This window comes from Chlorobiota bacterium (assembly GCA_016710285.1).
Classification (GTDB): Bacteria; Bacteroidota; Ignavibacteria; order OLB7; family OLB7; genus OLB7.
In genome coordinates this window covers 434,268-458,003 of record JADJXR010000001.1, presented here as the reverse complement: position 1 = coordinate 458,003, position 23,736 = coordinate 434,268, and the positions used below count along the sequence as shown (strand labels likewise).

At 58.4% G+C, this 23,736-nt stretch carries 20 protein-coding genes; 10 read left to right on the top strand and 10 right to left on the bottom strand.

Going from position 1 to position 23,736, the window contains the following annotated elements; translation table 11 throughout:
• Positions 1-30: 30 nt before the first annotated feature.
• The 3 genes from IPM61_01545 to IPM61_01535 all read right to left on the bottom strand — a co-directional run bounded on the left by IPM61_01545 (position 31) and on the right by IPM61_01535 (position 3,118).
• Entirely contained in the window at positions 31-1,278 is a 1,248-nt protein-coding gene (locus tag IPM61_01545) for an MFS transporter (protein MBK8909990.1), read from the bottom strand.
• 396 nt (positions 1,279-1,674) lie between these two features.
• The gene (locus IPM61_01540; GenBank protein ID MBK8909989.1) at positions 1,675-2,502 is read right to left on the bottom strand and encodes a phosphate ABC transporter substrate-binding protein; all 828 of its coding nucleotides are present in this window, start codon (positions 2,500-2,502) and stop codon (positions 1,675-1,677) included.
• A 157-nt stretch (positions 2,503-2,659) separates the two neighbouring features.
• Positions 2,660-3,118 carry a DNA-binding protein gene (locus IPM61_01535; protein ID MBK8909988.1) on the bottom strand — a complete coding sequence of 153 codons (459 nt, stop codon included), beginning with the start codon at positions 3,116-3,118 and terminating at the stop codon, positions 2,660-2,662.
• Positions 3,119-3,224: 106 nt separating this feature from the next.
• Between IPM61_01535 and moaA the strand changes: the two genes are divergently transcribed.
• Positions 3,225-4,223, top strand: a complete 999-nt coding sequence (gene moaA, locus IPM61_01530) for a GTP 3',8-cyclase MoaA (protein MBK8909987.1) — start codon at positions 3,225-3,227, stop codon at positions 4,221-4,223.
• Between the two features lie 233 nt (positions 4,224-4,456).
• Here the strand turns inward: moaA and IPM61_01525 are convergent, their stop codons facing one another.
• Positions 4,457-6,706, bottom strand: a complete 2,250-nt coding sequence (locus IPM61_01525; protein MBK8909986.1) for a TonB-dependent receptor — start codon at positions 6,704-6,706, stop codon at positions 4,457-4,459.
• Positions 6,707-6,838: 132 nt separating this feature from the next.
• Positions 6,839-7,294 carry a hypothetical protein gene (locus tag IPM61_01520; protein MBK8909985.1) on the bottom strand — a complete coding sequence of 152 codons (456 nt, stop codon included), beginning with the start codon at positions 7,292-7,294 and terminating at the stop codon, positions 6,839-6,841.
• Between the two features lie 169 nt (positions 7,295-7,463).
• Here IPM61_01520 and IPM61_01515 point away from each other — a divergent pair, with 169 nt between their 5' ends.
• From IPM61_01515 to IPM61_01500, 4 genes are all read left to right on the top strand, one after another.
• Entirely contained in the window at positions 7,464-8,909 is a 1,446-nt protein-coding gene (locus IPM61_01515) for a T9SS type A sorting domain-containing protein (protein ID MBK8909984.1), read from the top strand.
• Positions 8,910-9,028: 119 nt separating this feature from the next.
• Positions 9,029-9,712, top strand: a complete 684-nt coding sequence (locus IPM61_01510) for a phosphatase PAP2 family protein (protein ID MBK8909983.1) — start codon at positions 9,029-9,031, stop codon at positions 9,710-9,712.
• 192 nt (positions 9,713-9,904) lie between these two features.
• On the top strand, positions 9,905-10,297 hold the full coding sequence (locus IPM61_01505; GenBank protein MBK8909982.1) for a hypothetical protein: 393 nt from the start codon (positions 9,905-9,907) through the stop codon (positions 10,295-10,297).
• The gene (locus tag IPM61_01500) at positions 10,294-11,136 is read left to right on the top strand and encodes an MBL fold metallo-hydrolase (GenBank protein ID MBK8909981.1); all 843 of its coding nucleotides are present in this window, start codon (positions 10,294-10,296) and stop codon (positions 11,134-11,136) included. The genes IPM61_01505 and IPM61_01500 overlap by 4 nt, the downstream gene beginning before the upstream one ends.
• A 50-nt stretch (positions 11,137-11,186) precedes the next feature.
• On the opposite strand, the gene IPM61_01495 is transcribed toward IPM61_01500, so the two are convergent.
• The 3 genes from IPM61_01495 to dnaE all read right to left on the bottom strand — a co-directional run bounded on the left by IPM61_01495 (position 11,187) and on the right by dnaE (position 15,763).
• Entirely contained in the window at positions 11,187-11,507 is a 321-nt protein-coding gene (locus IPM61_01495; protein ID MBK8909980.1) for a multidrug efflux SMR transporter, read from the bottom strand.
• 61 nt (positions 11,508-11,568) lie between these two features.
• Complete coding sequence (locus IPM61_01490; GenBank protein ID MBK8909979.1) at positions 11,569-12,063, bottom strand: SRPBCC domain-containing protein; 495 nt, start codon at positions 12,061-12,063, stop codon at positions 11,569-11,571.
• Positions 12,064-12,133: 70 nt separating this feature from the next.
• On the bottom strand, positions 12,134-15,763 hold the full coding sequence (dnaE, locus tag IPM61_01485) for a DNA polymerase III subunit alpha (GenBank protein MBK8909978.1): 3,630 nt from the start codon (positions 15,761-15,763) through the stop codon (positions 12,134-12,136).
• Between dnaE and IPM61_01480 the strand changes: the two genes are divergently transcribed.
• The 4 genes from IPM61_01480 (at position 15,757) to IPM61_01465 (ending at position 19,468) form a co-directional block, all read left to right on the top strand.
• The gene (locus tag IPM61_01480) at positions 15,757-16,671 is read left to right on the top strand and encodes an alpha/beta hydrolase (GenBank protein MBK8909977.1); all 915 of its coding nucleotides are present in this window, start codon (positions 15,757-15,759) and stop codon (positions 16,669-16,671) included. The two genes, dnaE and IPM61_01480, sit on opposite strands and share 7 nt — an antisense overlap.
• Before the next feature lie 5 nt (positions 16,672-16,676).
• The gene (locus IPM61_01475) at positions 16,677-18,026 is read left to right on the top strand and encodes an NADH:flavin oxidoreductase (GenBank protein MBK8909976.1); all 1,350 of its coding nucleotides are present in this window, start codon (positions 16,677-16,679) and stop codon (positions 18,024-18,026) included.
• A 363-nt stretch (positions 18,027-18,389) separates the two neighbouring features.
• A complete protein-coding gene (locus IPM61_01470) occupies positions 18,390-18,833 on the top strand; it encodes a YtxH domain-containing protein (GenBank protein MBK8909975.1) in 444 nt (147 codons plus the stop codon).
• A gap of 146 nt (positions 18,834-18,979) precedes the next feature.
• A complete protein-coding gene (locus IPM61_01465) occupies positions 18,980-19,468 on the top strand; it encodes a hypothetical protein (GenBank protein MBK8909974.1) in 489 nt (162 codons plus the stop codon).
• Positions 19,469-19,552: 84 nt separating this feature from the next.
• On the opposite strand, the gene IPM61_01460 is transcribed toward IPM61_01465, so the two are convergent.
• A complete protein-coding gene (locus tag IPM61_01460; GenBank protein MBK8909973.1) occupies positions 19,553-20,605 on the bottom strand; it encodes a glycosyltransferase family 9 protein in 1,053 nt (350 codons plus the stop codon).
• Between the two features lie 376 nt (positions 20,606-20,981).
• On the opposite strand from IPM61_01460, the gene IPM61_01455 reads away from it, so the two are divergent.
• On the top strand, positions 20,982-22,511 hold the full coding sequence (locus tag IPM61_01455) for a magnesium chelatase (GenBank protein ID MBK8909972.1): 1,530 nt from the start codon (positions 20,982-20,984) through the stop codon (positions 22,509-22,511).
• Positions 22,512-22,552: 41 nt separating this feature from the next.
• Here IPM61_01455 and IPM61_01450 read toward each other — a convergent pair whose 3' ends face one another.
• On the bottom strand, positions 22,553-23,707 hold the full coding sequence (locus tag IPM61_01450; GenBank protein ID MBK8909971.1) for a glycoside hydrolase TIM-barrel-like domain-containing protein: 1,155 nt from the start codon (positions 23,705-23,707) through the stop codon (positions 22,553-22,555).
• Positions 23,708-23,736: the final 29 nt, after the last annotated feature.

Genomic DNA, 23,736 nt, shown 5'->3' with positions numbered 1-23,736 from the left:
CGTTTGGCGTTCTCGGGAATGATGGATGTTTTACGATGCCGATTCGGCAAGCTGGGGGCGCGCATCCGGCACGCGGAACATTAGCCCAATGCCCAGCAGAAACAGCACCCCAACAACCAGCATTGCCGGGCGTTGGCCGTAGGCCGATGCAGCTTCGCCATAAATCAGCGGGCCAAGCGTGGCCGATGCTTTCCCGAAGAAGCCATCGTAGAAGCCGAAAAACTCCGTCTTCTTATCGGCGGGGGTAAGCAGTGCCATCAGCGTTCGGCTGCACGATTGCGACGAACCGAGCGCGATGCCCGCCACGCCGCCAATCACAAAAAATCCAGTTTTGGAGTCCACCAAAAACGCTGCGATGGTGATCCCCAGCCAGATGACCAGCGTGATAATGATGGATTGCCGCGCCCCAATCGTGGCGGTGATGCGCCCAAACACCAGCGATCCAATCAGCGCGGTGATCTGGACCACCATGAAAAACAGAATCAGTTCCGACAACTCCATCTTCAGCGATTCCTTCCCATAAATTGAGGCAAAGGCGATCACCGTCAGGATACTGTCGTTGTACACAAAGAAGGCCAGCAGAAACCGCTTCACCCCCTGGTAGTTGCGGATCTGCGTGAACGTCTGGCGCAGCCGCTGGTATCCAACAACCAGCAAGGGGCCTCCATCCGGCATGGTGCGGCGATGCTCCTTCAGCCGAAGGAAAAGGGGAAGGGAGAAGATTGCAAAGAACCCGGCAGCGATGATGAACGTCAGCCGCACGTCGTCAACCGTGCGGCCCTCGGCGCTCAGGATCGGGAGGATCATCGCCAGAATCACCAGCGAGCCAAGATACCCCATGGCGAACCCGTATCCCGACACCCGGCTGTAGTTTTCTGGAGTGGTGATTTCCGGCAGGAAGGCATCGTAGAAAATCGTTCCCCCTTCGAACCCAACGTTCGCCACAATCAGCAGGCAGAACGCCAGCGCCAGCGTGCCCGGGCCGGTTCCGTACGCTGCCGCCGTGGCAACAATGCAAGCCGTGGTGAACAGGCCCAGATAGAGTTTCTTCCGGTTGGTGGCGTCGGCCATGGAGCCAAGCAGCGGGCCAATCAGCGCGGTAATCAGCATCGAGGCACTGATGGCGCGCCCCCAGTAGGCTTCATCGCCGCCGGCAATTACGTCGTTGAAAAACGTCGGGAAGACGACGCTGATCATCACCACGTAAAAGCCAGTGTTGGCAAAGTCGAACAGTGTCCAAGCAAAAATGTCGCGTGACCAAGCCGATGAACGGGGCATAGATCCCTTTCTACGTTGCGTGTGGAAATTGAGTTTGGAAAGCCGCAAGGCCGCCGCGAAGATAGGGGATGGATATGGTTCGGTTGTCTGAAAATTGACAAAAATGAATTCCGATGCGCCCGTGCTGGTGCTTTGGTGATCCTGAGATTTGGGAGGTGACACTGAGTTCGGCGGTGTCCCCGTCCTCCGTTGCGCAGGCTAAAGACCTGTTATCAATCCCGACGAATGTCGGGGCGGCTACCCCGACGGAGGTCGGGTTGGCAACCATCGCTGGCGCGATGATGGGGTTGCTTGGGCAGTTCTCCCCGCCCCCCAATCCCCGATCCCCCCAAAAAAACAGCCGCCCCGACCTTCCCAGATCGTGGCGGCTTCCTCTCTTTCAATAACTCGGTTCAGTTACTGCTTGATTGGGTAGTAGCCAACGTTCGTGACAATGGCTTGCCCTTCCGGCCCAAGAATCCAATCAAGGTATTGTTTGATCTGGCCGGTTGGCTGCTGGCGCAGGTAGATGTAAAGGCTCCGCGCCAACGGGTAGGTCCCGGAATAGACGTTCTCCTTTGTTGGAGCCACCGGGGTTCCGTCGGTGCCGGCAATGCTGATCTCGCGAATCCCTTTGCTGAACGCCGCGCCGCCGTAGCCAATCCCGTTCGGGTCCTTGCTGACGGCGTTCACCACCGCAGCGGTTCCGGAAAGCGTCTGCGTTTCTGGCGCAAAGTCCTCTTTCTTCAGGACGTGCTCCTTGAAATATTCATACGTCCCTGAGCTGTTCTCGCGGCCATACAGGATGATCTTGGCATCCGCTCCGCCAACGTCTTTCCAGTTGGTGACCTTCCCCGTGTAAATGCCGTACAGCTGTTCCAACGTCAGCGATTGGACCTTGCTCCCTTCGTTCACATACACCGACAGCGCGTCCTTCGCCACCGGAATCTCCACCGGATCGGCACCAAATTTCTGCTTGATCTGCTCCTTCTCCTGGTCCTTCATTGGGCGGGATGAGTTGCAAAGGTCGGTGGTTCCGTTAATCAGCGAGCTGATGCCGGTTCCCGATCCGCCGCCGGTAACTTGCACCTGGATGTCGGGATTGGCTGCGCCAAATTTCTCGGCCCATTGCTGGCCCAGCAGGATCATGGTGTCGGACCCTTTTTGGGTGATTACTTGCTTCTTCGACTCTGCTTTGCCCTCTTTCTTTTCGGCCCCGCCGCAACCCATTGCCATCAGGGCCATTGCCCCAACAACGATTCCTTTATTCAGGAATGATGTCATCAGAAAAATCCTTTGATTCGTTGAAAGTTCGTGCCGGATCTGCACGCCGCAAAAATACGGCCACCGGTGGCGGGGGGCATGTGAAGTTTCGGTAACATCGCCGTCGCGCTCCTTCCAGTTACTCCGTTTCTGGCGGGACCAGCAGTGCGGAAGCCTTCCAAAGCGGCAGTCCCGTTTCCATGTCGAAGTCGCGGGAAAGGCTTGCGCCGTGCAGCTCGGTGATAACAACCTCGCAGGCATGGGCAATGGTCCCCAGCGCGATGGTGCCGCCAAGCAGCTGGCCATCGGGGGTGGCAAACACTCCGTTCAACCGTGCCAGCGCGCGCCCTTTGAACTGCGAAATCGTCCCGCTTGCTGCGGCAATCTCCAATCCGCCATCCCGCTCGATTGTTTCGTTGAAGCGGGTTTCCTGGTTCTGGATGGTCAGCGCCACGCGCCGCACCGCGCCATGCACCGCAACGGTTCCAACGGCAATTCCTTCCTCGTTGGCAATGCGCGTGATGCTTCCCACAAGGTCCGCCCCGCTTGGCAATCGCCCAATGAACACCCGATTGATGGTGTGTGGTTTTCTGGTCATGGTTGTTCGGTAAGTTTTTTTTTGGAGAGAGAGAAAGAGCAACTGACAGTTTGGTGAATATATTCCGTTTGCCGCGTGCAACGGTGCGGCTATTTTCAGGGCAACAATGAACCGCTTGGTAGATCGCTATAACCGCCAACACACCTATCTCCGCATCTCGGTGACGGACCGGTGCAACCTGCGCTGTGCGTACTGTATGCCCGTGGAAAATATGGTGTGGCGGAAATCGGAGGAGATACTCAGCTTCGAGGAGATTCTGCGCGTTGCCCGCGTGGCGGTGGGGATGGGGGTGGAGAAAATTCGGGTGACGGGGGGGGAGCCGCTGGTTCGGTCAGGGGTTGAGCAACTGCTGGTTCGGCTGAAGCAGATTCCGGGATTGCGCACGTTGGCTGTCACCACCAACGGGGTGCTGCTTCGGCGCACGCTGCCGGCGATTCGCCACGCGGTGGATAGCTTCAATATCTCCCTTGACACTTTCCGCCCCGACCGCTTCCGCCAGCTAACCCGCCGCGATGCCCTGCACGACACCCTTGACGGCATTGAGGCCGCGTTGCAGGCCGGCTACCGGAACCTGAAAATCAACGCCGTGGTGATGCGTGGCGTGAACGATGACGAGCTGCTGGAGTTCGCGGAGTTCACGGCGCAACGCCCGGTGGCGGTGCGGTTTATTGAGTTCATGCCCTTTTCCGGCAACCAGTGGACGCTGGACAAGTGCGTCCCAATGGCGGAGATTTTAGAGAGATTGGAGGCCGGGTATCACCTTTCCCGCATTCCCGACGAAGCCTCGCCCATCAGCCGCGATTACCAGCTGCGCAGCCGTGCCACCGGCCACCAGCACCAGGGAACCGTGGGGGTGATTGCCTCGATGACGCAGCCATTTTGCAGCAGTTGCTCACGCCTTCGGCTGACGGCCGAGGGGAAGGTGATGCCCTGCTTGCATTCGCCGATGGAGTTCGACCTGCAAGCGGTGATGCGCGGCGGCGGCGATGATGCGGCAATCGAATCGCTGTTGCTGCAGGCGGTGGGCGCAAAACCAAAGGAGCATCTTCCCGCCGAAGAACTTGCCGGGCACGGGGTGCGCGTGATGATTCAGATTGGCGGATAGACCGCTAGCGTGGTGGTCCTGAGGTTTGGGAAAACTTGGCTGGGTTTGGAGGTGTCCCGTGCTTCCGTTGCGCAGGCTAAAGACCTGTTATCAATCCCGACGGAGGTCGGGGCGGCTACCCCGCCTTCCAATATCCAAAGGATGACGCCGCAGGCTAAAGACCTGCGGCTACCCCGACGGAGGTCGGGGCGGCTACCCCGCCTTCCCGTCCCCCAATCCCCGCTCCCCACCCCCTAATCCCCGCCTCCAAGCGTCCAGCGGATCCCGGCAAAGAACTCGCGGCCTTCCAGCGGACCCCACACGATACTTCCATCAACGGCGCGGTTGCTGGTCTCGAAGGCAAGGGGCATGGTGCGCTCTTGTTGCTGGTCCAGCAAGTTCATTGCCCCGGCATAGGCCGCCAATTTCCCAAACGCCTTCTCGATGCGGACGTTCAGCAGGGTGTAGGCTGGCGAGGTGGAAAGGTTGCTGGGATTGGCCGGAAGAACTTGCGACCCAATCCAGCTTCCCCAAGCCTCGGCAACGATTCCCTGCTCGCTGGCTTCGTACATCACCGATGCGTCAAGGTTGGCGCGGGGGGCAAGCGGAAGTTGTTGATACTCCCCGGAAGCGTCCTGCATGGCGTAGCGAATCAGCGCAAGCCCCACCGACCCGCTCCAATGCTCGCCGAGCGTTGGGCGAAGCTGCAACTCCATCCCTGTCAACCGGGTGGGGCGTTGGCTGTTGACCATGAAGAGCGTCCCCGCCGCCAGCGAATCAGCGTCTGGAATTCCTTTCCCATCAATCGCGGTCCAGTAGGCGTTGAAGTTGGCATCCATCCCTGCGGTTTCGCCAAGCATGAAGCTGTAGCTGATGTCGTAATTCAGGGTTGTGGAACGCTCGAAATCGAAGCCCGTGTTGTTCCGCCAACGGTACACGCCATCCATGGAACGATGATGTTCATCGAACAACGCCTGCCCCTTGAACCCTTGCCCGGCCATCAGCCGCATCGTCATGTTGGCCATTGGCTGATACCGCACCGATCCACGCGGCACAACGATTTCCCCCGCCAGCGAATGCTTCTCCAGCCGGAGGCTTCCCAGCAGCCCAACCTGCTCCGAAAGGTGAATTTCATCTTGCAGAATAATCGAGCCGATGGAGTAATCGTAGGCAAGGTCCGGGCGTTCCTCCGATTCCATCTTGTCGGCGCGGAACTCACCCCCCAGGGTCAGCCGGTTCCCCAGCCATTCGGTGCGGAACAGAAGGTTGGCGAACGCCACCCGCTGTTGCAGCCGCGAGGCCGCCAACTGGCCGGCATCGTGGGTGGCGTTCATCGTGCCAAGCATTGCCGCGATGCTGAGTTCGGAGGTTTCCGTGAAGGAGCGTGCGCCGCGCAGCATCAGGTCGTAGCGGGCAAGGTCAACCGTTTCGCGGAACGGGTCCTGGCCGGCAATCCCCGCAACAATCCCCTGCCGCGATTCCCCCGCGCCGATTGCCGTCAGCGTTAGCTCGGTGGCGTTGTCGGCCATCACGTTGGCCCGCGCAACGCCGCTGAATCGGGTGTAATCGCGGGCCACCGTCTCTTCCCCTGCGGCCCCTTCGTGCTGGTTGAACGCACCGAATGCGGCAATCCCAACATCGCCGGCCATTCCGGTGAAAGCAACTCCAACGTCGCGGCCTTCTGGCACGCTGGTTCCGTCGCCAGCAAGGTTTGCGGTAACGTTCAGCTCGCGTATTTCGGTGGGCTGGCGCAGCAGCAAATCCACCACACCGCTGACCGCGCCGTTTCCGTACAATCCGCTGGAGGCCCCTTCGGAAATTTTGATCGTCTGCAACGCCCCGGCAGGGATCAGGCTTAGGCCGTAGAAGGTTGATAAGCCGCTGAAGGCGGGCATTCCATCAATGAGCGTTTTCACGTAGGTCGGCTCCAATCCGCGCAGCCGGAGCGAGGAGGAATTATCAATCGAGCAACTGATCCGGGCCGAGGTGCAGGAGCTGTAGCGGCGAAGAACCTCGCCAACGCTTGGGGAGAACGGGGCGTGCTGCTGAACCTCTTCCTGCAGCGACTCCACACGGCAGCAAGCGTCCTCAACCGAGCGTTGCCGGCGGATTCCCGTTACCTGCACGGTGGGTTGCAGCGTCTCCGTTTCGGCCAGCGCGGTTGTTATCGCTGCGGTGGTGTCGGCCACGGTGATGGTTTTGGTTTCGTAGCCGATGGAGCGGATCTCAAGGGCAATGGCCACGGCAGTTGGGCGTTGCAGGGTGAAGGTCCCATCGGGGCGGGTGATGGCCCCGGGCTGGCCGGGGTAACTGCTGTCAACGCCAACAACGCGGATGGTTGCCCCGCTGATTGGCGTTCCATCCCCTGCCGAAAGTACCCGCCCCAGCAACGGCATAAGTGGCAATGCTGCGGGCGGCGACGGCGGCGTGGTGATTGGTTGTTGGGCCTGCAGCTGTGCCCAGGCTAATCCCAATAATGGAAGTATGAGTAATCGCTGGTTCATGGTTGTTCGGTTGAAGTTCTTTCCTGAATGAATCGCCCCGCCATGCCGCTATTGGAAAGCCACACGGGAAGCCGCACGGTAGGGTTGGCGCGAGATAGGGGATTGGGCCGGTGGCGCACGTGCCCGGCAGAACTACAACCAGCAGGGGGGATGGTCAATCACCACAGCGAAGGTGGAGAGCGGGGAGGGGAGATAGGGTGAGTTTGGGCGAGCAACAAGGGGAACGGGCGGGGCCGGCATGGCCCGATGCGCGATGGTCCCCACAAAACAGCAGAAACACGCGTGCGTGCTGTTGGAAGAATCGTGGGTTGGATGCTCCCCCGCATCGCCGCCCGGGGGAATGCAGCCGCTGTGGGGGGAAGGATCAGTGTGGGAATCCGCTTCCTGGGCCGCAGGTGGGCAATGGGTATCAGCTTGGGCAGCCGCCGTTGGTTGCGGCGTGCAACACGGGTTTGCCGCGTGGCTTGTAACCCCAAACGCCATCAGCGTGTTGAGCGGAGCAATGGCCACCAGCTGCAGCAGAATGGCGATATGTTGCAGGAGATTCCTCATGGCAATGTTGGGGGCAAAAATAGCGTCATGGCTCAATCTTCCAAGTAATGGCTTGTGGGCCGAACGCAGCAGATGGTGGCTTGCTTCAAGTCGGCACGCAAGATTTTTTTTTATGCCCGCTTTTCCATAACGCCTTCCGCCGTAGATTATTCCCAATCAGCAATCAGAACTGACCTTCACTAAATACAAACTCAGGTTCAACCAGATGACACAGAAATTACTTCTTGCCGGCGCAATGCTTTGCACAATGGCCGCCGCAGCCACCGCGCAAACCCGCGACTCCGTTTGGGCCGTTGGCAGTTCGCAAAACGAATACGCCTACGCCATGCAGCCCGCCAGCGACGGCGGGTTTATTGTTGTTGGGACCAAAGGGGGGACCTCCGGATCTAGCGTGGATTACTGGCTTGCCCGATTCGATGCCCAGGGGAATAAAAAATGGGAGGGAACCTACGGCCGCCCCGGTGTTGGCGAAACGGTCTGGGGGCTTGAGCCATCGCTGGATGGTGGGTGGCTTGTTGCCGGATTCAGCGGCCGCCAGTTCAGCGGCGACGAGCACGCGCTGATGTACAAGATTGACGACAACGGCAAAGTCGTCTGGGAAAAAGATATTGACTACGCCAGCAGCGACCACGCCCACATCGTGCTGGACCGCCCGGAAGGTGGCTACTACATGACCGGCCACACCGACTCGAAAGGGGACCCAAGCGGCGACGTGTGGATGATTCGGATGGATGCCGAACGGAACATCCTTTGGGAAAAACTTTTCAGCCTGAACTACGGCGAACACTCCCACGCCGCCCGCCTAACCTCCGATGGCGGCTGCGTGGTGCTGTGCCACACGGTTGTCAACAATCTTGAAAAGTATTGGGTGTTTAAGGTGGATAGCAACGGGGTGCAGCAATGGAGCAAAACCCCAACCAGCGGCAACACCATGCACGACTCCCCTTACTACATCGTAAACACCCGCGAAGGGGGCTTTGCGCTGTTTGGTGGATCCAGCAATAACAATGGGGGAACCGGATGGATGCTGGTGCTGGATTCGGCAGGGAACACCATTGTTGATAAACACTACGGCGGAAGCACCGAAGATTCCTTCCTCTGGTCAGGCCGCCAAACAAGCGATGGCGGGTTCGTTGGGTTCGGCCTTACTTCCGGGCAAACCAACGGCGCGTACGATGCCTACGTTGTGAAAACCGACGTGAAAGGGGAGATCGAATGGGAGCAACGGCTGGGGGCCGAAGGGAATGATTACGGGTACTGCGGCTACGAAACTCCAGACGGGTTTGTGGTGGCCGGCGCAACCCTCTCGAACTCACTGTTGGTTGGCGGAGGCCAGGATATGCTGCTCGGCAAAATCTTCCGCGATGGCGGGCCAGTTTCCTCGGTGGAGGAAGACGCGCTGGCCACCGAAGGGCTAAGCGTCTTCCCGAATCCTGTCTCGGGCGATCTCACCATCCGCTTGCGCCAGCCGAACAGCCTGCATGGCGAAATCCTGGACGCAGTTGGCCGCACGGTGGCCACCCTAACCAACGACCTTGCCGACGATGGCTCGGCACGGATGAGCACCGCCAACCTTCCCGCCGGCATCTACTTCGTTCGTATCGCCACAACCACCGGCGTGGCAACGAAGGCCGTGCAAGTGATTCGGTAAAGGGAAAACAAGGGAGCCACAGAGAAGCAGAGAAGCGGCCCGTGCCTGTGCCCGCACACTCTGCGCCTCTGTGGCTCCTTCACTCTCAATCTATCCTATCTTTTTTTCGATACCCACCAATGCCTTCCCAACAAACACAACCGATTCCCGGCGCAGCCAGCCGCCCGTTGCTGCTGGGGCTTGCGGTGGCAGTTGTTGCGGGGATTGGATTCCTGGCGCTTGCACATGGCGTGTTGGAAGATCAGTTCGGCAGCATCAACAAGCAGGTGTTGCTCTCCATCCACGCGTATCAATCTCCATTCCTGACGGCGATTGCCCGCGCTTTAAGTTTTATCGGCTCGGGGGTTGGGGTTACGGTGATTGGGGCCTCCGTTTGCGCCCACTGGATCCGGAAGCGGCGCGGCCTGGACGCTTGGATGCTGGGCGCGTTGCTGGTGGGTTGCGCGTTGATTACCGAAGCGTTGAAGCAGATCTATCAGCAAGCCCGCCCGCGGGTGTTCCCGCCGCTGGAGGCAATCTTCAATTTCAGTTTTCCAAGCGGCCACACGCTTACGTCGTTCGCGTTTGCGTTGTTCGTTGGGGTGCTGATGCTGCGGCGGGGGAAGCCAACGGCAAAGCGTTGGTGGAGTGCCGCGGGCCTTCTGGCCCTTGCTGCGTTGATCGCCAGCAGCCGAATGTACCTGGGCGTTCACTGGCCCACCGATGTTGCGGCGGGTATGTTGGTTGCTGTTATCTGGAGCGCGACCTGCCTTCTGACGCGCCGGTGGGTTCTGGCCCGGCGGGAGCGGCGCAAGCCACGGTAAACGGGCCGATCCACTGTTAGCTGGACCTCATTTTTTTTTCTCTCTTTTCTTTGCCCGATCGGTGTATTAATTCCAAACTTTAGCCATTTTGCAGCCGCAACCGAACAGTGGGGAACGGGAATACATGATCCGGCGGTGGTGGGTTCGGGGGCACTTGCCAAATAACAGCAACATACTGGAGGCTACGACTGCATGGCCCAGCAGGAAATCGAGATGATTCTGACGCGCCAACTTGCGTCCTATCTCGCCATTCCCATCTTCCTTGTGGATCCCGACGGCAACCTGTTGTACTGCAACGAGTTGGCGGAGCGTGTCCTGGGGGGGGTGCTTGATGAAATTGATGACCTCCCGATGTCGCGGTGGTCCACGATGTTTCACCAACAGGATGAGCAAGGGAATTTGATCCCCCCGGAGGAGCTTCCGCTTGTCACCGCCGTGCGAACCCGCAAGCCGGCAAGCCGCACGTTTATGATTAAGGGAATGGACGGCATGCGACGCCAGATCCACGTTGTGGGATTGCCGCTGATTGGGCAGGCCGATCGCTTCTTGGGGGCTGTGGGATTCTTTTGGGAGATGAGCGAATGATCCGACTGAAAGTCTGGGGTTCGCGTGGCTCCATTCCCGTTTCCGGCCCCGGCACCGAATCCTACGGCGGCAACACCCCCTGCCTGCATCTGACCGATGGCGAAGGGACGCATCTGGTGCTGGATGCCGGCTCCGGCATTCGATTGCTCGGCGCGGCACTGCTGCAACAGCAGCCAAAACGGGTGGACATCCTTCTGACCCATCTCCACATGGACCATATCCAGGGGATCGGATTTTTTATCCCACTCTACATCCCGGGATTGGAGGTCCATATCTGGGGACCGGCCAGCACCGGCATGCGGCTGTGGTCGCGGCTTGCCAGGTATATGTCGCCGCCGTTGTTCCCGGTTCGGTTGCGCGAGCTTCCCTGCAATCTTTCCTTGCATGAAATCCCGTGCGGCGAATTCTCCATCGGCTCGTTCACCATCAATTCGCAGCTGATTTGCCACCCGGGCCCCACCGTTGGGTTCAGGATTGAGCAAGCCGGAACGGTGGTGACGTACATCCCCGATCACGAACCCGCGCTTGGCGCACGCACCTTCCCCACAAGCCCAGACTGGACCTCCGGATTCGCCCTTGCCCAAAATGCGGACCTGCTGATCCACGACGCGCAGTATGACGATAATGAGTACCGCAACTGCATCGGCTGGGGGCACAGTTCCGTTCGGGATGCGTGCGCGTTTGCCCGGCTGGCCGGGGTTCGGCGGCTGATGCCGTTCCATCACGATCCTGCCCACAACGATTCCCGGCTTGAGGCCCTGGCGGACATGGCCCGCAACGAATGCGACCCTTCCTGCCAAATTATTGAAGGACGAGAGGGGACTGAGTTGGAGTTGTGAGTTGGAGGTGTGAAAACACGCAGGTGAACAAGCGGCGCACCAAGCTCAACTTAGTGCGCCGAAACCAGCTTCAGTCCGGCGATTGAACCGATCAGCATCACCAAAAAGAAGATCCGCCACGTGTCGGTTGGTTCGTCAAAAAAAAGCATTCCCACCACCACTGTTCCCGCCGCACCAATCCCGGTCCAGACGGCATAACCAGTCCCCATCGGAATGGTTTCGGTGGCTTTGGTCAGCAGGTAAAAACTGATGCTTGCGCTTGCCAAAAAGCCCAACGTCCAACGGAGGTTGGTGAAATTTTCCGAGAGCTTCAGGCAGGTGGTGAACCCAACCTCGAACAAGCCAGCAAGGATCAGCAGCAGATAGGACATTAGAGAGAGGTTTGAATAGAGATTAGCGGGCCTGTGGCGGAGCCGCGCCGGCCTGCGGAAGCTACTGCGATTGCATCATCATCCATTCTTCAAAGCGGATCCCAAGCCCCGTGATCATGTATCGCTGTAGCGAATCCAGTGCCCATTGCCAGCCGGTTTGAAGGTCGTCAGCATCGTCGCAATGGACCTGCTGGTGCAGAACCTCCACCACCGTTGTCTTCTCTTGCTCGCCCGCAGAAAGCTCCACCGTGACGATGCTCCCGGGAGCGTAATCGGGTTGCTCCCAAGTGAACTTCAATCGGTTCGGCGGCTGAACCTCAAGGTACTCACCTTCGTCGCCGTCGCTGTTGCGGTAACGCCCGCCAACGCGCAGGTCCTGCTCGGCTTCTTCGGTGAACCAGTGGGCAATTTTTATGGGGTCGGCCCATGCTTGCCAAACGTCCTCCACGGCTCCGCTAACGGTGCGCTGGACCTGGACAGTGTGATAATGCGTGGTTTCCATTGGCGTTTCCATCGGCTGCTCTGATGTTTGGATTTGTTGTTGTTTGTTCATCATCAACAATGGCGGTTACGGCCATTGCACTCCGGACTCTGGCCATTGCAAGGGGAAGGAAGCCCCGCCCCGTTTAGTTCGTCCCCACAAATTTCACATTCTCCCGCCCGTAGATTGCCCGCAATCCCTCCAGCAAATTTGGCGTTGGGGTGATGGTGAACCGGCGCGACACCCACCGGCCAACCAGCGACCGCTGCTCGTCGTACACGCGGAAAATACACTGAAGCTCCCCCTGATTATTCTTGAACAACTCCAACGTCCGGTGTGCGGCATCTTCCGGGACAAGGTCCAGCTGGACGTTCACCGCCAGGGCGTTGGCAAACCGGCTTCGCGCTTGCGCCACCGGGATAATGTCATCCACGATAATCTTGATTCCGTCGGCCCCGTTCATCTCCGCCTTGCCAAGCACAAACACAATCTCCCCCTCGGCAATCTTTTCGCCGTGCGCCCGGTAGGCATCGCTCCAGAAGATGCACTCGGCCTTCCCGGTGAAGTCCTCGATGGTGGCAAAGGCGATGCGGTTCTCGCGCTTGTCCAGCTTTGTACGGACCGCGGTGACGATTCCGCAGGCCCTGACGGCCCCCTCGAACTTGGCATCTTCCTCCACTTCCCCCAGCGAGATTTGCGAGAAGGCCTCCACCTCGGCGGCGTACTCCTGCAACGGGTGTCCGCTCACGTAAAAATTCAGCACCTCCTTCTCGCGGCGGAGCTTCTCCAGTTTTGCCCAATCGTCAATGGTGGGCAAGGAGGGTTCGGGAAGTGCTCCGGTTCCGTCGTCGCCATCGCTGGCATCGGCAAACAGCGAGGCCATTCCGCTGGCGGCACTGCTGGCGCAGGCGGCGGCGTACTGGATTGCGGCATCAATCGCCATGAAGCATTGGCGGCGGTTGGGGTGGATGGTGTCGAACGCGCCGCTAACCACCAGGCTTTCCAGCAGCCGTTTGTTGATTAAGGTGTTGCCGGCAAGCCTGCGGGTGAAATCGAAAATGGAGGTGAATGCCCCCGATTTTTCGCGCTCCTTCAAGATTGCCGCAACCGCCCCTTCCCCCACGTTGCGGATTGCCGCCATGCCGAACCGAATGCCGGAATCCACCACGTAGAAATCAATCATGGATTGGTTCACATCGGGCGGCAGCACGTTGATCTCGAACTTGCGGCATTCGTCAATCAGCTTCACCACCTTTGCCAGATCGTTCGCTTCGGCGGTCATGTTCGCCGCCAGAAATTCCGGCGTGTAGTTTGCCTTCAGCCATGCCGTTTGGTAGGCCAGATAGCTGTAGGCAAGGGAGTGGCTCTTGTTGAAGCCGTAATCGGCAAACTTCACCATCATCTCCCAAATTTCGTCGGCAGTTTTTTTATCAATGCCGTTTGCCGCGCACCCCTGGAAGTAGGTTTCCTTCATCTCCTCCATGTACTTGATCTGCTTTTTCCCCATGGCGCGCCGAAGGTTGTCGGCCTGGGCAAGGGTGAAGCCGCCAAGCTGCTGGGCTATCTGCATGATCTGCTCCTGGTACACGCAAATCCCGTAGGTCTTCCCCAGTATCGGCTCCAGCGTTTTGTGCAAGTAGGTGATCGGCTTCCGCCCCCATTTCCGCTCGATAAACTCCGGAATATTCTCCATCGGTCCCGGGCGGTACAGGGCGTTCATGGCGGTTAAATCTTCCAGCGAGTTTGGCTTCAGCTCCTTCAGGTATTTCTGCATCGGCACCGATTCGAACTGGAAGACGGCAATCGTTAATCCGCGCCCAACAAGCTCGTAGGTTTTTGGGTCCTCAAGGGTGATCGCATCAATATCAATCGCGACGTTGTGGCGCTGCTTCACCAGCTCCAACGTGCGGTCAATAATCGTCAGGGTCCGCAGCCCCAAGAAGTCCATCTTCAGCAGGCCAGCGTCCTCCAAGTAGTTCATGGTGTACTGGCTGGCAAGGCCGCTGTCGGGGGTTTTGTACAGCGGGATGTAGTTCTCCAGCGGCCCCGGCGCAATCACCACCCCGGCGGCGTGGAGCGAGGTGTTCCGGGCCATTCCTTCCAGCACCTGGCTGTACTCAATCAGCTTTCGGATTTGCGGCTCGGTGCTTTCTTTCACCCACCGAAGCTCCGGATTCTCCAACGCCTCGTTGATGGATTGCACCCGCCCAAACTTCACGGTGATTTTATCGGTGATGCTGGTGATGGTGGAAAGGGGAACCCCCAACACCCGCCCAACATCTTTCAGCACCGCGCGCGAGGAAAGGGTCCCGAAGGTGATGATCTGCGCAACCGCGTCGTGACCATATTTATCCTTCACGTAATCAATCACCCGCTCCCGCTTGTCGTCGGCAAAGTCAATGTCAATGTCGGGCATCGAGACGCGATCGGGGTTCAGGAACCGCTCGAACAGCAGGTCATATTTCAGCGGGTCAACGTTGGTGATCCCCAGCGCGTAGGCCACCAAACTTCCCGCCGCGCTGCCACGCCCCGGCCCCACGCTAACGCCGCGGTCCCGCGCGGCCTGGATGAAATCTTGCACAATCAGGAAGTACCCGCTGTACCCCATTCGGGTGATGACCTCAAGCTCGAACTCGGTGCGGTCCTTCACCCCCGCTTCCGCTTTTGGATACCGCCGCTCCACCCCTTGCCACGTGATCTCCCGCAAGTAGTCGTCCAGCGTCTGGGATCGTGATTCCGGCGGTATCGGGAAGTTGGGCATGAAGAACTCGTGGGGAAGCTCCAGATTGCATTTCTCTGCAATGGCCACCGTGTTCTCGATCGCCCCCGGGAAATGCCCCAGAAGCTCCGCCATTTCGTCGGCAGTTTTGAAGTAGTAATTGGTGGTCCCGTAGCGAAGCTCCGACTCCACATCAATCTTCGCACCGGTCTTGCTTGCGTCGCGGATATGGAGCAGCACGTTGTGGGCAATGGCGTGCTCCTTGCGGATGTAGTGGCAATCGTTGGTGGCCACCAGCGGGATTCCAAGCTCGGCTGCCAACCGGGGCATCCCCTCCAACACGGGGCGGTCAACGGGGATGCCGTGGTCCTGGACCTCCAAGTAGAAATCTGGGCCGAACAGCTCGCGATACCAAATCGCCGCCTCCCGTGCGGCCTCGTAATTCTCATTTACCAGGTGTGCCGAAACCACCCCGCCGGCGCAGGCGGACAAGGCCACCAATCCTTCGTGGTTGTTCAGAAGGAGCTCGCGGTCAATGCGGGGTTTGTAGTAGTAGCCTTCGGTGTGGGCGCGGCTGGTTAGGCGGTTCAGCGTCTGGTATCCGGCGTAATCCTTCGCCAGCAGGATCAGGTGGAAGTAGTTGCGGGTTTTCTTGGCGGCGTTGGTCCCCACGCGGTCCGTCCGCAGCCCGTCGGCAACATACACCTCGCACCCGATAATCGGCTTTACGCCAGCTTTTTTGGCCTTTTTGTAGAACTCCATGCTCCCAAAATTGACCCCGTGATCGGTCAGCGCAACGGCGTTCATGCTGTTTTCACCAGCGGCTTTGATAAGCCCGTCCGGTGTGCAAGCACCGTCCAGAAGTGAGTAGTGGGTGTGGTTATGGAGATGGATAAATTCAGGCATGGAAAGGCATGGGATTGGCCGGTTGCTGGCCGTGGTTTGAAGCTGGCCAAAGATAAACAGGGGAAGGGCAACCGCAAGTTGGCGGGGCGTAACATCCAATCGCGGCAAGGTTCCGTACCCGCTTCCATCAAACCAGATCGCAGATGCCAACAACCGATTCCCATCTTCAGCAGCCGCTCCCTTCGGTGGAAGGGGTGGACCTTCAGCACCGTTGGATTGACATCGGCGGGCTGCGGGTCCATATCGCCGAAGCTGGCGCGGGGCCGCCGCTGCTGATGCTTCACGGCTGGCCCCAGCATTGGTGGATGTGGCGCAAGCAAATACCACCGTTTGCCGAACGCTTCCGGGTGATCGTCCCGGATCTTCGCGGCTTTGGCTGGACCGAAGCAACGGCAGGGGGGTATCTGAAAGAGGAGTTGGTGGATGATCTGGTGAAGCTCATCCAAGCACTGGGCCATCAACAGGTGCGCCTGCTGACCCACGATTGGGGGGGATGGATAGGCTACATCGCCAGCGCGAAATATCCGGGGCTGGTTCAGCAGCATTACGCCACCAACATCCCGTTAATCTGGACGAAAATTGATTGGAGGATGATCCCCGCAACCCTCCGATTTGGGTACATGGTGAAAATTGCCATGCCGTGGTTCGGGAAACGCCTGCTGCAGAAAAACAACGATTTTGTTGCCCACCTGTTCACTCGCGGCGAAACCCGGAAAGGGGGATGGACGCAGGAAGAAATCGCCATTTTTGCAAACCAGTTCCGCGATGCAAAACGTGCGGTGGCTTCCTCGAAATTATACGGCCAATTTCTGCTGAAAGAATATCTGCCGGTTGGATTGTTCGGGCGGTACAAAAAACACCGAATATCCACCCCAACCCGATTGCTGTTTGGGGAAAAAGATTTTGCGCTGGCCACCAGCTGGCTGCGCGGATACCAGCCGTACGTTGATGATTTTCAGCTGGAATATGTCCCCGATGCCGGCCATTTTATTGTTGACGAACGCCCAGAGCTTGTCACCCAACGCGCCATGCAGTTTTTTCTTGAACCTCAACAATAACCGCAATGATTTTTGAACCGTTCCAACTGAAAAATCTTCAGTTTAAGCATCGAATTCTCCGTTCATCCATCGGTGGGCGGACTTCGTTTTATGATGGGACAGTGACATCGGCGTTCAAGAATTTTGAGAAACGGTTTGCGCAGCACGACCTTGCCGGAATAATCTCCGCCACCATCAGCGTGAACGATAAGCGAACCTCGCCGCTGGAATATCCAAAGCTGAGCGATGACCGATTTATAAAGCCGCTGGCCGCAGCAATCAAAGCGGTGCAGCAGTACGATTGCCGGTATATCGTGCAAATTGGCGACACCGGAGGGCACACCCACACCAGCTTGTTCCCGCAGCAGGAAGATTCGCAGTCGTCATCTTCCGTCTTCGATCTGTTCTACGGCTACCGCACGCTTCAGGCCGCCATGACGATTGAGGAAATTGAGGCCACGGTGGAGAATTTTGTCGAAGCAGCGCGCCGGGTTCAGGAAGCGGGGGCGGATGGCTTGGAGATCACCGCTTCCAAGGGGTATATCATCCAGCAATTTCTCAATCCCGGAATTAATCGAAGAAAGGATGCCTACGGAGGTTCGATAGATAAACGGTTCAAGATATTGGAAGAAATTGTGCGGGCGGTAAGAAGGAAAATTGGAGATGATTTTCCGTTGGGAATTCGGATGTCGGCAGCTGACCACAATTATCTCCCGTTAAATATCCGCTTGCCAATTCGGTTCCCGCTGAAGCATTGGTATTTTGGGAACACGATTAACGAGAATCTCTATTTCGCAAAAAAACTAAAAACGCTTGGTGTGGATTATCTCCATATTGACAAAGGGTATGGATTTATCAACCCGAAAGGAAACCCGGGGTCATTTCCGGTTCAAGAGATGAAGATGTTCTATAATTCCAATCGTCATCTTTCTGGAAAGGCATGGTGGCGTGCGGTGTTTTTTAATTCCATCCCAAATTTTTTGCTGAGGCCGATTGCAAATATTGGCTGGCACGACACGCCAGCAGTTTCGGCGGACGATGCAAAGCGATTTCGGGAAGAAGTTGGGTTGCCGGTGATTGCCAACGGGGGATTTCAGGAGCGGTCAATTATTGAAGAAACATTATCGGCGGGGAAAGCTGATTTAATTGCAATGGCACGCCCGCTTCTGGCAAACGTTGACCTTGTGGAGCAGTTCCGCCGGGGGATTAACCGCCCGGAAAACCCTTGCACCCACTGCAACCGCTGCCCAATCCGCACGGCAAATTCCCCGCTTGGCTGCTACGACCCCACGCGGTTCGCCACAACCGATGAAATGGAAGCGCAGATTATGCGATGGAGCGCAAGCTCCGACGAGCAAGAGATGGAGGAGGTGTGAGGGATCGGGGATCGGGGGACGGGGGACAGGGAGCGGGGAAGGAAGATAGATTGCGGCTTCTGTGTGTTGCTTTCCACATTTCAGGATCAGAATCTTCGGGGAAGAACTTTGAGTCCTGAACTTACCCCCCTTGCCAAAACCACCCTTTCACCACCGTAACAATGTCACGTGGTTGACGTGTGTGGGGCTGTGGACTGGCGCGGCCAACAGTGGGTGCGCTACCTGCGTACAACAGGGGCACTATCGAATTGTTTGGAGCGTACGTTACAGCCGCTGTATACTTGGGGCGTTCCAACGGCGACGTAACCCCACAGAAGTACGGCTAATCATACAGTCAACCCTTACATACACACGGAGGCTATCATGTCGGATTACTCAAATGGCGAAACCACAGGATTTGCAAAAGGGCTGCTTATTGGGATGCTGACCGGCGGCGCGGTTGGCGCGGCGTTAGCGTTGTTGTTCGCCCCAAAAACCGGGCGTGAGCTGCGTTCGGATATCCAGTACAAGACCAACCAGTACAAGGATAAAGCGGGGGAGCTTGTGGTGGCCGCTTCGGAGCGCGCCCAGCAGATTATGAACGAAGGGCGCAAACGTGCCGAGACGCTTGTTGACGACGCTCGCGAGCGCGCCAGCACCTTGATGAGCGATGCCGAGCGGATTGTGAACGATGCCCGTGCAAAAGCCACCAACACCGGCAGCAAAGCCGCCGGCGAGGTTCGCGCCTCGGCCGGAAAACTTGCCGATGCGGTCAAAGCCGGGACCGATGCTTTCAAAGAGGAGCTTCGGAATCCGTCCGCTTCGTAAAACCTGCGCGACTGGTAGTCGGGGGGCAGCAATCGGGTTGCTCCCCGCTCTGTTTTTAACGATAAGGCTTCCGGCGGGAATGCTGGCAATGCTCCCTTCCGCACACGCACACACAATTCGTCCACATTCAAACCCATACTGCAACCATGGAACTTGCGCTGTACCTCACCGCTTCCATCGCGCTGTTGGCGCTTGCTGGCCTTTTCATCTATCTCACCATTCTTCTTTCCCGCATTCGCCCGCTGATTGACACCGCCACGCGCGGCGTGCAGGACCTTGTGGGGGAAGTTCAGCAGACACGGATTGCCGTGGGCGGCGTGGTGGAAAATTTGGCCGGGGTGGCAAAGCAAGCCGAAGGAACCGTTGCACGGCTGAACACTCAGCTGGAGAACATCGAAGGAATTGTGGTCAGCGCAAGCGACATCAGCCGCGACGTTACCGAGGTTGTGGACTCGGCCAAACAAGTGGTGGTTAGCGTGCTGGATCTGGAGCAAAATATCCAACGCAAGGTGCAAGCCCCGGTGCTGGAAATCTTGAATCTGCTTACCGCTCTTAGCCGAGGCATCCATGCGTTCCGGGTGCGGTTGGCCGGGGGCGGAAACAACAACGATTACGCCGCGCAACTGCGCGAGTAACGTAGGCAACCCCCAAGCGACAGACATAACCACGGCCTGCCCGTGGTTTTTTTTTGAGCGGGTTTCAAGAGCTTGATTCCTGTGTTATCCTGCCATCGCTTTCAGCTTCTCAATAATCTCCGCAACGTGATGCGGTTGCAGGCCGATCATGCAGCGGAAATGGCCTTTTGGGCAGCGGTCCCCCCCGATTGTGGTGCAGGGGCGGCAGGGAAGGTCAGGCACTTCGGCCACCGCCATGCGCGTCCCGTACGGAGCAAACCCGAACTCTTGAACCGTCGGGCCAAAAATCGCCACCACCGTTCGCTTCCGCGCTGCGGCAAGGTGGGCGATTGCTGAATCGTTCGTCACCACAAGGTCGCATCCATCAAGGGCCGCTGCGGTTTGCAGCCACGTGGTTTCCCCTGCAAGGTTCAACGGGCTGGTTTCTGCGTGGGAATCTCCATCAATTCCGCCGCTGATTCCGTTGCTGATCCCATCGGCAATCAGCTGGCAAAGGTGGGATTCTTCCGGCGCGCCAAGCAGCACAATTCGCGCTTGGTGATGTTCGCGCAGCATCGCGCCCAACGCTATCCACCGTTCCGGCGGCCACCGCTTGGTTTGGTGGCGTGCGCCCGGGGCAAACCCAACCGTGGGCTTGCCACGAAGCGGGGGAAGGGGGTTGGATGTTTCCCCGATGAAAAGCTCCAGCCCCTGGCCATCGTTCGCCAATCCGTCACGGCTTCCAACACGCAGATAGAGTTCGGGAATTGGGACGATGGGGCGAAGCCGATTCCATTTGAACCAAACCAGCAGCCGCTTCCGCAGCGATGGTTTCCGGATCACCTCAACGCGCTGCGCAATCCCCACCCGGAACCACCTGCTCCGCAATGAGTTGTGGAGGTCGTAGGCCACGTCGTACTTGCCGCCAAGCTCGCGAATCAACGTCCGTTTACGCTGGGATAGCTCCTTGCGCCGGTCGCTGCTGTTGATGGTAATCACGCGGTCCAGATAGGGGGAGTGCGCCACCAGCGGAAGGAATTCCTGCTTCGTCAAAAAGTGAATGCTGGCATCGGGGAAACGCTTGCGAAGGGAGCGGAGGAAGAGGCTGGTAAGGAGAATATCCCCGGCGGAGCTGAAGCGGATAACAAGAAGATTCATTGCGGGCGCAATCTACGGAGGAAAACGGGAGAATGGGGGGGACGGGGAACGGGGGAAAGAGCGTGGTGATCCTGAGGTTCGGAAGGTGGCGTTGGGTTTGGTGGTGTCCTCGTCCTCCGTTGCGCAGGCTGAAGACCTGTTATCAATCCCGACGGAGGTCGGGGCGACTACCATCGCTGACGCGATGCGGCTACCCCGACTTCGTCGGGTTCAGGGGCTGGGCGTGCAGGCCTCGCTCTTTCCCCCTGCCTTCCAACTGTGCGTGGCGGGATTGTGCAATCCGGTTGCCGTGCAAGCCGTCATCCCGCCGCCGCTTGCAGCATTTCTGTTTAGCCTCAATCAAGCACATCAACCATTCAGCAAACCATCATCACGCATGATCCATACAGCATCTGGTGAGCATCGCCCAACCACGTTCGGCCAATTGAAGGATAGCGGCTACCAGCCGTTGACGGTAAAGGAGGAGATGCGGAAAAACCTGATCCGCAAACTCCGTTTGAACGAGCCGTTGTTTCCGGGAATTGTTGGGTTCGATGACACCGTCATTCCGCAGCTTATCAACGCCATTCTTGCCCGGCACGACATCTTACTGCTTGGCTTGCGTGGCCAGGCCAAAACCCGCATTGCGCGGATGCTGACGCTTCTGTTGGATGAGCATCTGCCAATCGTTGCTGGCTCGGAAATCAACGACAGCCCGTTTGCGCCCGTTAGCCAGCATTCGCGCACCCTTCTTGCCCAGCATGGGGATTCCACCCCGATTGAGTGGCTTCCCCGCGATGCCCGCTACGGCGAAAAACTTGCCACCCCCGACGTCACCATCGCCGACCTTATCGGCGACATTGACCCGATTAAAGCCGCCAGCCGCCGCCTTACCTACGCCGACGAAGGGGCGATTCATTTCGGGATTATCCCGCGAACAAACCGGGGCATTTTTGTTATCAACGAGCTTCCGGACCTTCAGCCGCGCATCCAGGTGGGGTTGTTCAATATCATGCAGGAGAAGGACATCCAGATCCGCGGCTTCAACGTCCGAATGCCGTTGGACCTTGTGATGGTGTTCACCGCCAACCCGCAGGACTACACCAACCGTGGCGCGATCATCACCCCGCTGAAGGACCGGATTGATTCCCAGATTATCACCCACTACCCCCGCACGCTGGAAGATGGAATGGCGATCACCCGCCAGGAAGCATGGATTGGGCGCGAGCAAGATGGAATGGTGGTGATGCCGGAATACATCGAGCAGATTGTGGAGATGGTGGCGATGCAGGCCCGCCGTTCCGAGTTCGTGGACCAAGGTTCCGGCGTTTCGGCACGCATGACGATCTCCACGATGGAAACACTGATCTCCAATGCCGAACGCCGCGCGATCATCAACGGCGATGAGATGGTGGTGCCGCGTATCGTGGACCTTCAGCACTCCCTGACCGGAATCACCGGCAAGGTGGAGCTGGTGTTTGAAGGGGAGCAGGAAGGTCCGCTGAAGGTGGCGCGTGCGTTAATCGGGAAGGCCGTGCGCCAGGTGTTCGCCGCCTACTTCCCGAACCCGTTGGAGCGCCCGCGCCGCTCGGAAAAAGGGGAGGCGTTGGCGGACCCGTATGCCGCAATCCTGAATTGGTTCACCGAGGGGAACGCGTTGGAGCTTGGGGACATGATGACGTTTGTGGCGTATCAGAAGGAGCTTGAGCGGGTCCCCGGGTTGCGGGATTTGACGCTGCGGCATCTGAAGATCAATCGCGGCAATCCGTGGGAGGTTGCCACCGGGATGGAGTTCGTGTTGGATGGGCTGCATCAAAACTCGAAAATCGCAAAGGAAGAGTTCGACGGGCGCACCAGCTACAAAGATTTGGTGGGGACCATCTTCACCGGGCGCGGGCGATTTGATGATGAGGAAGAAGAGCTGTAGTTGAGGGGGTGGAGTGGGTGAGGTTGCTGCGAATGCGTTCCCTAACCCCCATTCCCTAAAAACCATTTCTTCACAACCCCTTCGGCTGGTTTGCGCCGGAAGGTGAAGCCTGTGTCTTCGCCGTGGCGGGCGGCGCGGTCGGGGTCGGTGAAGGCTTTCCAGAGGAAGAGGCCTTTGAACCAGGGGCGGGCGGTTGTGGCGCGGAACATTGCTTCGTAGGCACGCCGTTGCGCGTCGTAATCCAAAACTCCACCTTCGTATTTCCACGGCTCGCGAAAGGTTCCGGTGGCTGGGCGGTATCCGGCTTCCATGAACAGCACGGGGCGGTTGGTGGCGTTGGCCAATCGCTCAATCCGTTCCAAGTGTGGCCGCCATGCTTCGGCCAGCTGCTCAACCGTTGCGGTGTCGGGGACGTTCAGCGGGAAGTAGGCAGTGATGCCGATGTAATCCAGCGCGTCCCAAAACGTGATGTCCTCCAACTCCCGATCCCAATGCGCGGCGTAGGTAAGTGGCCCGCGATAAACCTTGCGTGTGTCGGCAATCAAGACCCTCCATTCGTCAGGGTGGGTGGTGGTCATCATCACCAGCTCGGTGCCGATGCAGAAAAGGTCGGCCCCGGACTCTTGGGCAAGCCGTGCGTAATGAAGGATCATGGCGCGGTAGCTGCGCCACCAGCGTGCATGGGCTTGCGGCGTGGGCTGCGCCACCGTTCCGTGCCACTGGCTTCCATCCCAAAAATCATGGGACCAGATATGGGGCTTCAGTGCCACGCGGATTCCCCGCTGATGCGCCAGCCCAATCTCCGCTTTCAAATCATCGCTCCCCATGCTTGGGTCCAGGTCGCCCGCCTCCGATGCCGCAAAGCCCATGATCTGTTCCGCGCTTGCCCCTTCTTGGTAGCCGAACGGAGTAATCGCCGTCCAGTTGATGCCGATGGCCTTCAACGAATCCATCTCCCGCGCCGATGCCGCCGAACCATACCCCAACCCCCGCCGATGGATATGAGCAAGATTGACCCCACGGAACTCAATCGTGCGGCGGGTGGCGGTATCTGCGGGAATGGCCGCCACGTTGGTGCCAGGCTGGGGCATGGGCGCATGGCCCGATTCCGTGCGGGCATTGCTGCACCCCAACTGCAACGCCAGCAGTAGCGCGGTGATTGAAAGAAGCAAAATTGAAAGAAGCAAACGAGGCATCATGGCGATAGATAATAGCCCAGGTTGCG

Bases quoted from the DNA above. Each gene is read 5' to 3' on its own strand.
- IPM61_01545 (MBK8909990.1), bottom strand. From the start codon at position 1,278: ATGCCCCGTTCATCGGCTTGGTCACGCGACATTTTTGCTTGGACACTG.
- IPM61_01540 (MBK8909989.1), bottom strand. From the start codon at position 2,502: ATGGCCCTGATGGCAATGGGTTGCGGCGGGGCCGAAAAGAAAGAGGGC.
- IPM61_01535 (MBK8909988.1), bottom strand. From the start codon at position 3,118: ATGACCAGAAAACCACACACCATCAATCGGGTGTTCATTGGGCGATTG.
- moaA (MBK8909987.1), top strand. From the start codon at position 3,225: ATGAACCGCTTGGTAGATCGCTATAACCGCCAACACACCTATCTCCGC.
- IPM61_01525 (MBK8909986.1), bottom strand. From the start codon at position 6,706: ATGAACCAGCGATTACTCATACTTCCATTATTGGGATTAGCCTGGGCA.
- IPM61_01515 (MBK8909984.1), top strand. From the start codon at position 7,464: ATGACACAGAAATTACTTCTTGCCGGCGCAATGCTTTGCACAATGGCC.
- IPM61_01510 (MBK8909983.1), top strand. From the start codon at position 9,029: ATGCCTTCCCAACAAACACAACCGATTCCCGGCGCAGCCAGCCGCCCG.
- IPM61_01505 (MBK8909982.1), top strand. From the start codon at position 9,905: ATGGCCCAGCAGGAAATCGAGATGATTCTGACGCGCCAACTTGCGTCC.
- IPM61_01500 (MBK8909981.1), top strand. From the start codon at position 10,294: ATGATCCGACTGAAAGTCTGGGGTTCGCGTGGCTCCATTCCCGTTTCC.
- IPM61_01495 (MBK8909980.1), bottom strand. From the start codon at position 11,507: ATGTCCTATCTGCTGCTGATCCTTGCTGGCTTGTTCGAGGTTGGGTTC.
- IPM61_01490 (MBK8909979.1), bottom strand. From the start codon at position 12,063: ATGATGAACAAACAACAACAAATCCAAACATCAGAGCAGCCGATGGAA.
- IPM61_01480 (MBK8909977.1), top strand. From the start codon at position 15,757: ATGCCAACAACCGATTCCCATCTTCAGCAGCCGCTCCCTTCGGTGGAA.
- IPM61_01475 (MBK8909976.1), top strand. From the start codon at position 16,677: ATGATTTTTGAACCGTTCCAACTGAAAAATCTTCAGTTTAAGCATCGA.
- IPM61_01470 (MBK8909975.1), top strand. From the start codon at position 18,390: ATGTCGGATTACTCAAATGGCGAAACCACAGGATTTGCAAAAGGGCTG.
- IPM61_01465 (MBK8909974.1), top strand. From the start codon at position 18,980: ATGGAACTTGCGCTGTACCTCACCGCTTCCATCGCGCTGTTGGCGCTT.
- IPM61_01460 (MBK8909973.1), bottom strand. From the start codon at position 20,605: ATGAATCTTCTTGTTATCCGCTTCAGCTCCGCCGGGGATATTCTCCTT.
- IPM61_01455 (MBK8909972.1), top strand. From the start codon at position 20,982: ATGATCCATACAGCATCTGGTGAGCATCGCCCAACCACGTTCGGCCAA.
- IPM61_01450 (MBK8909971.1), bottom strand. From the start codon at position 23,707: ATGCCTCGTTTGCTTCTTTCAATTTTGCTTCTTTCAATCACCGCGCTA.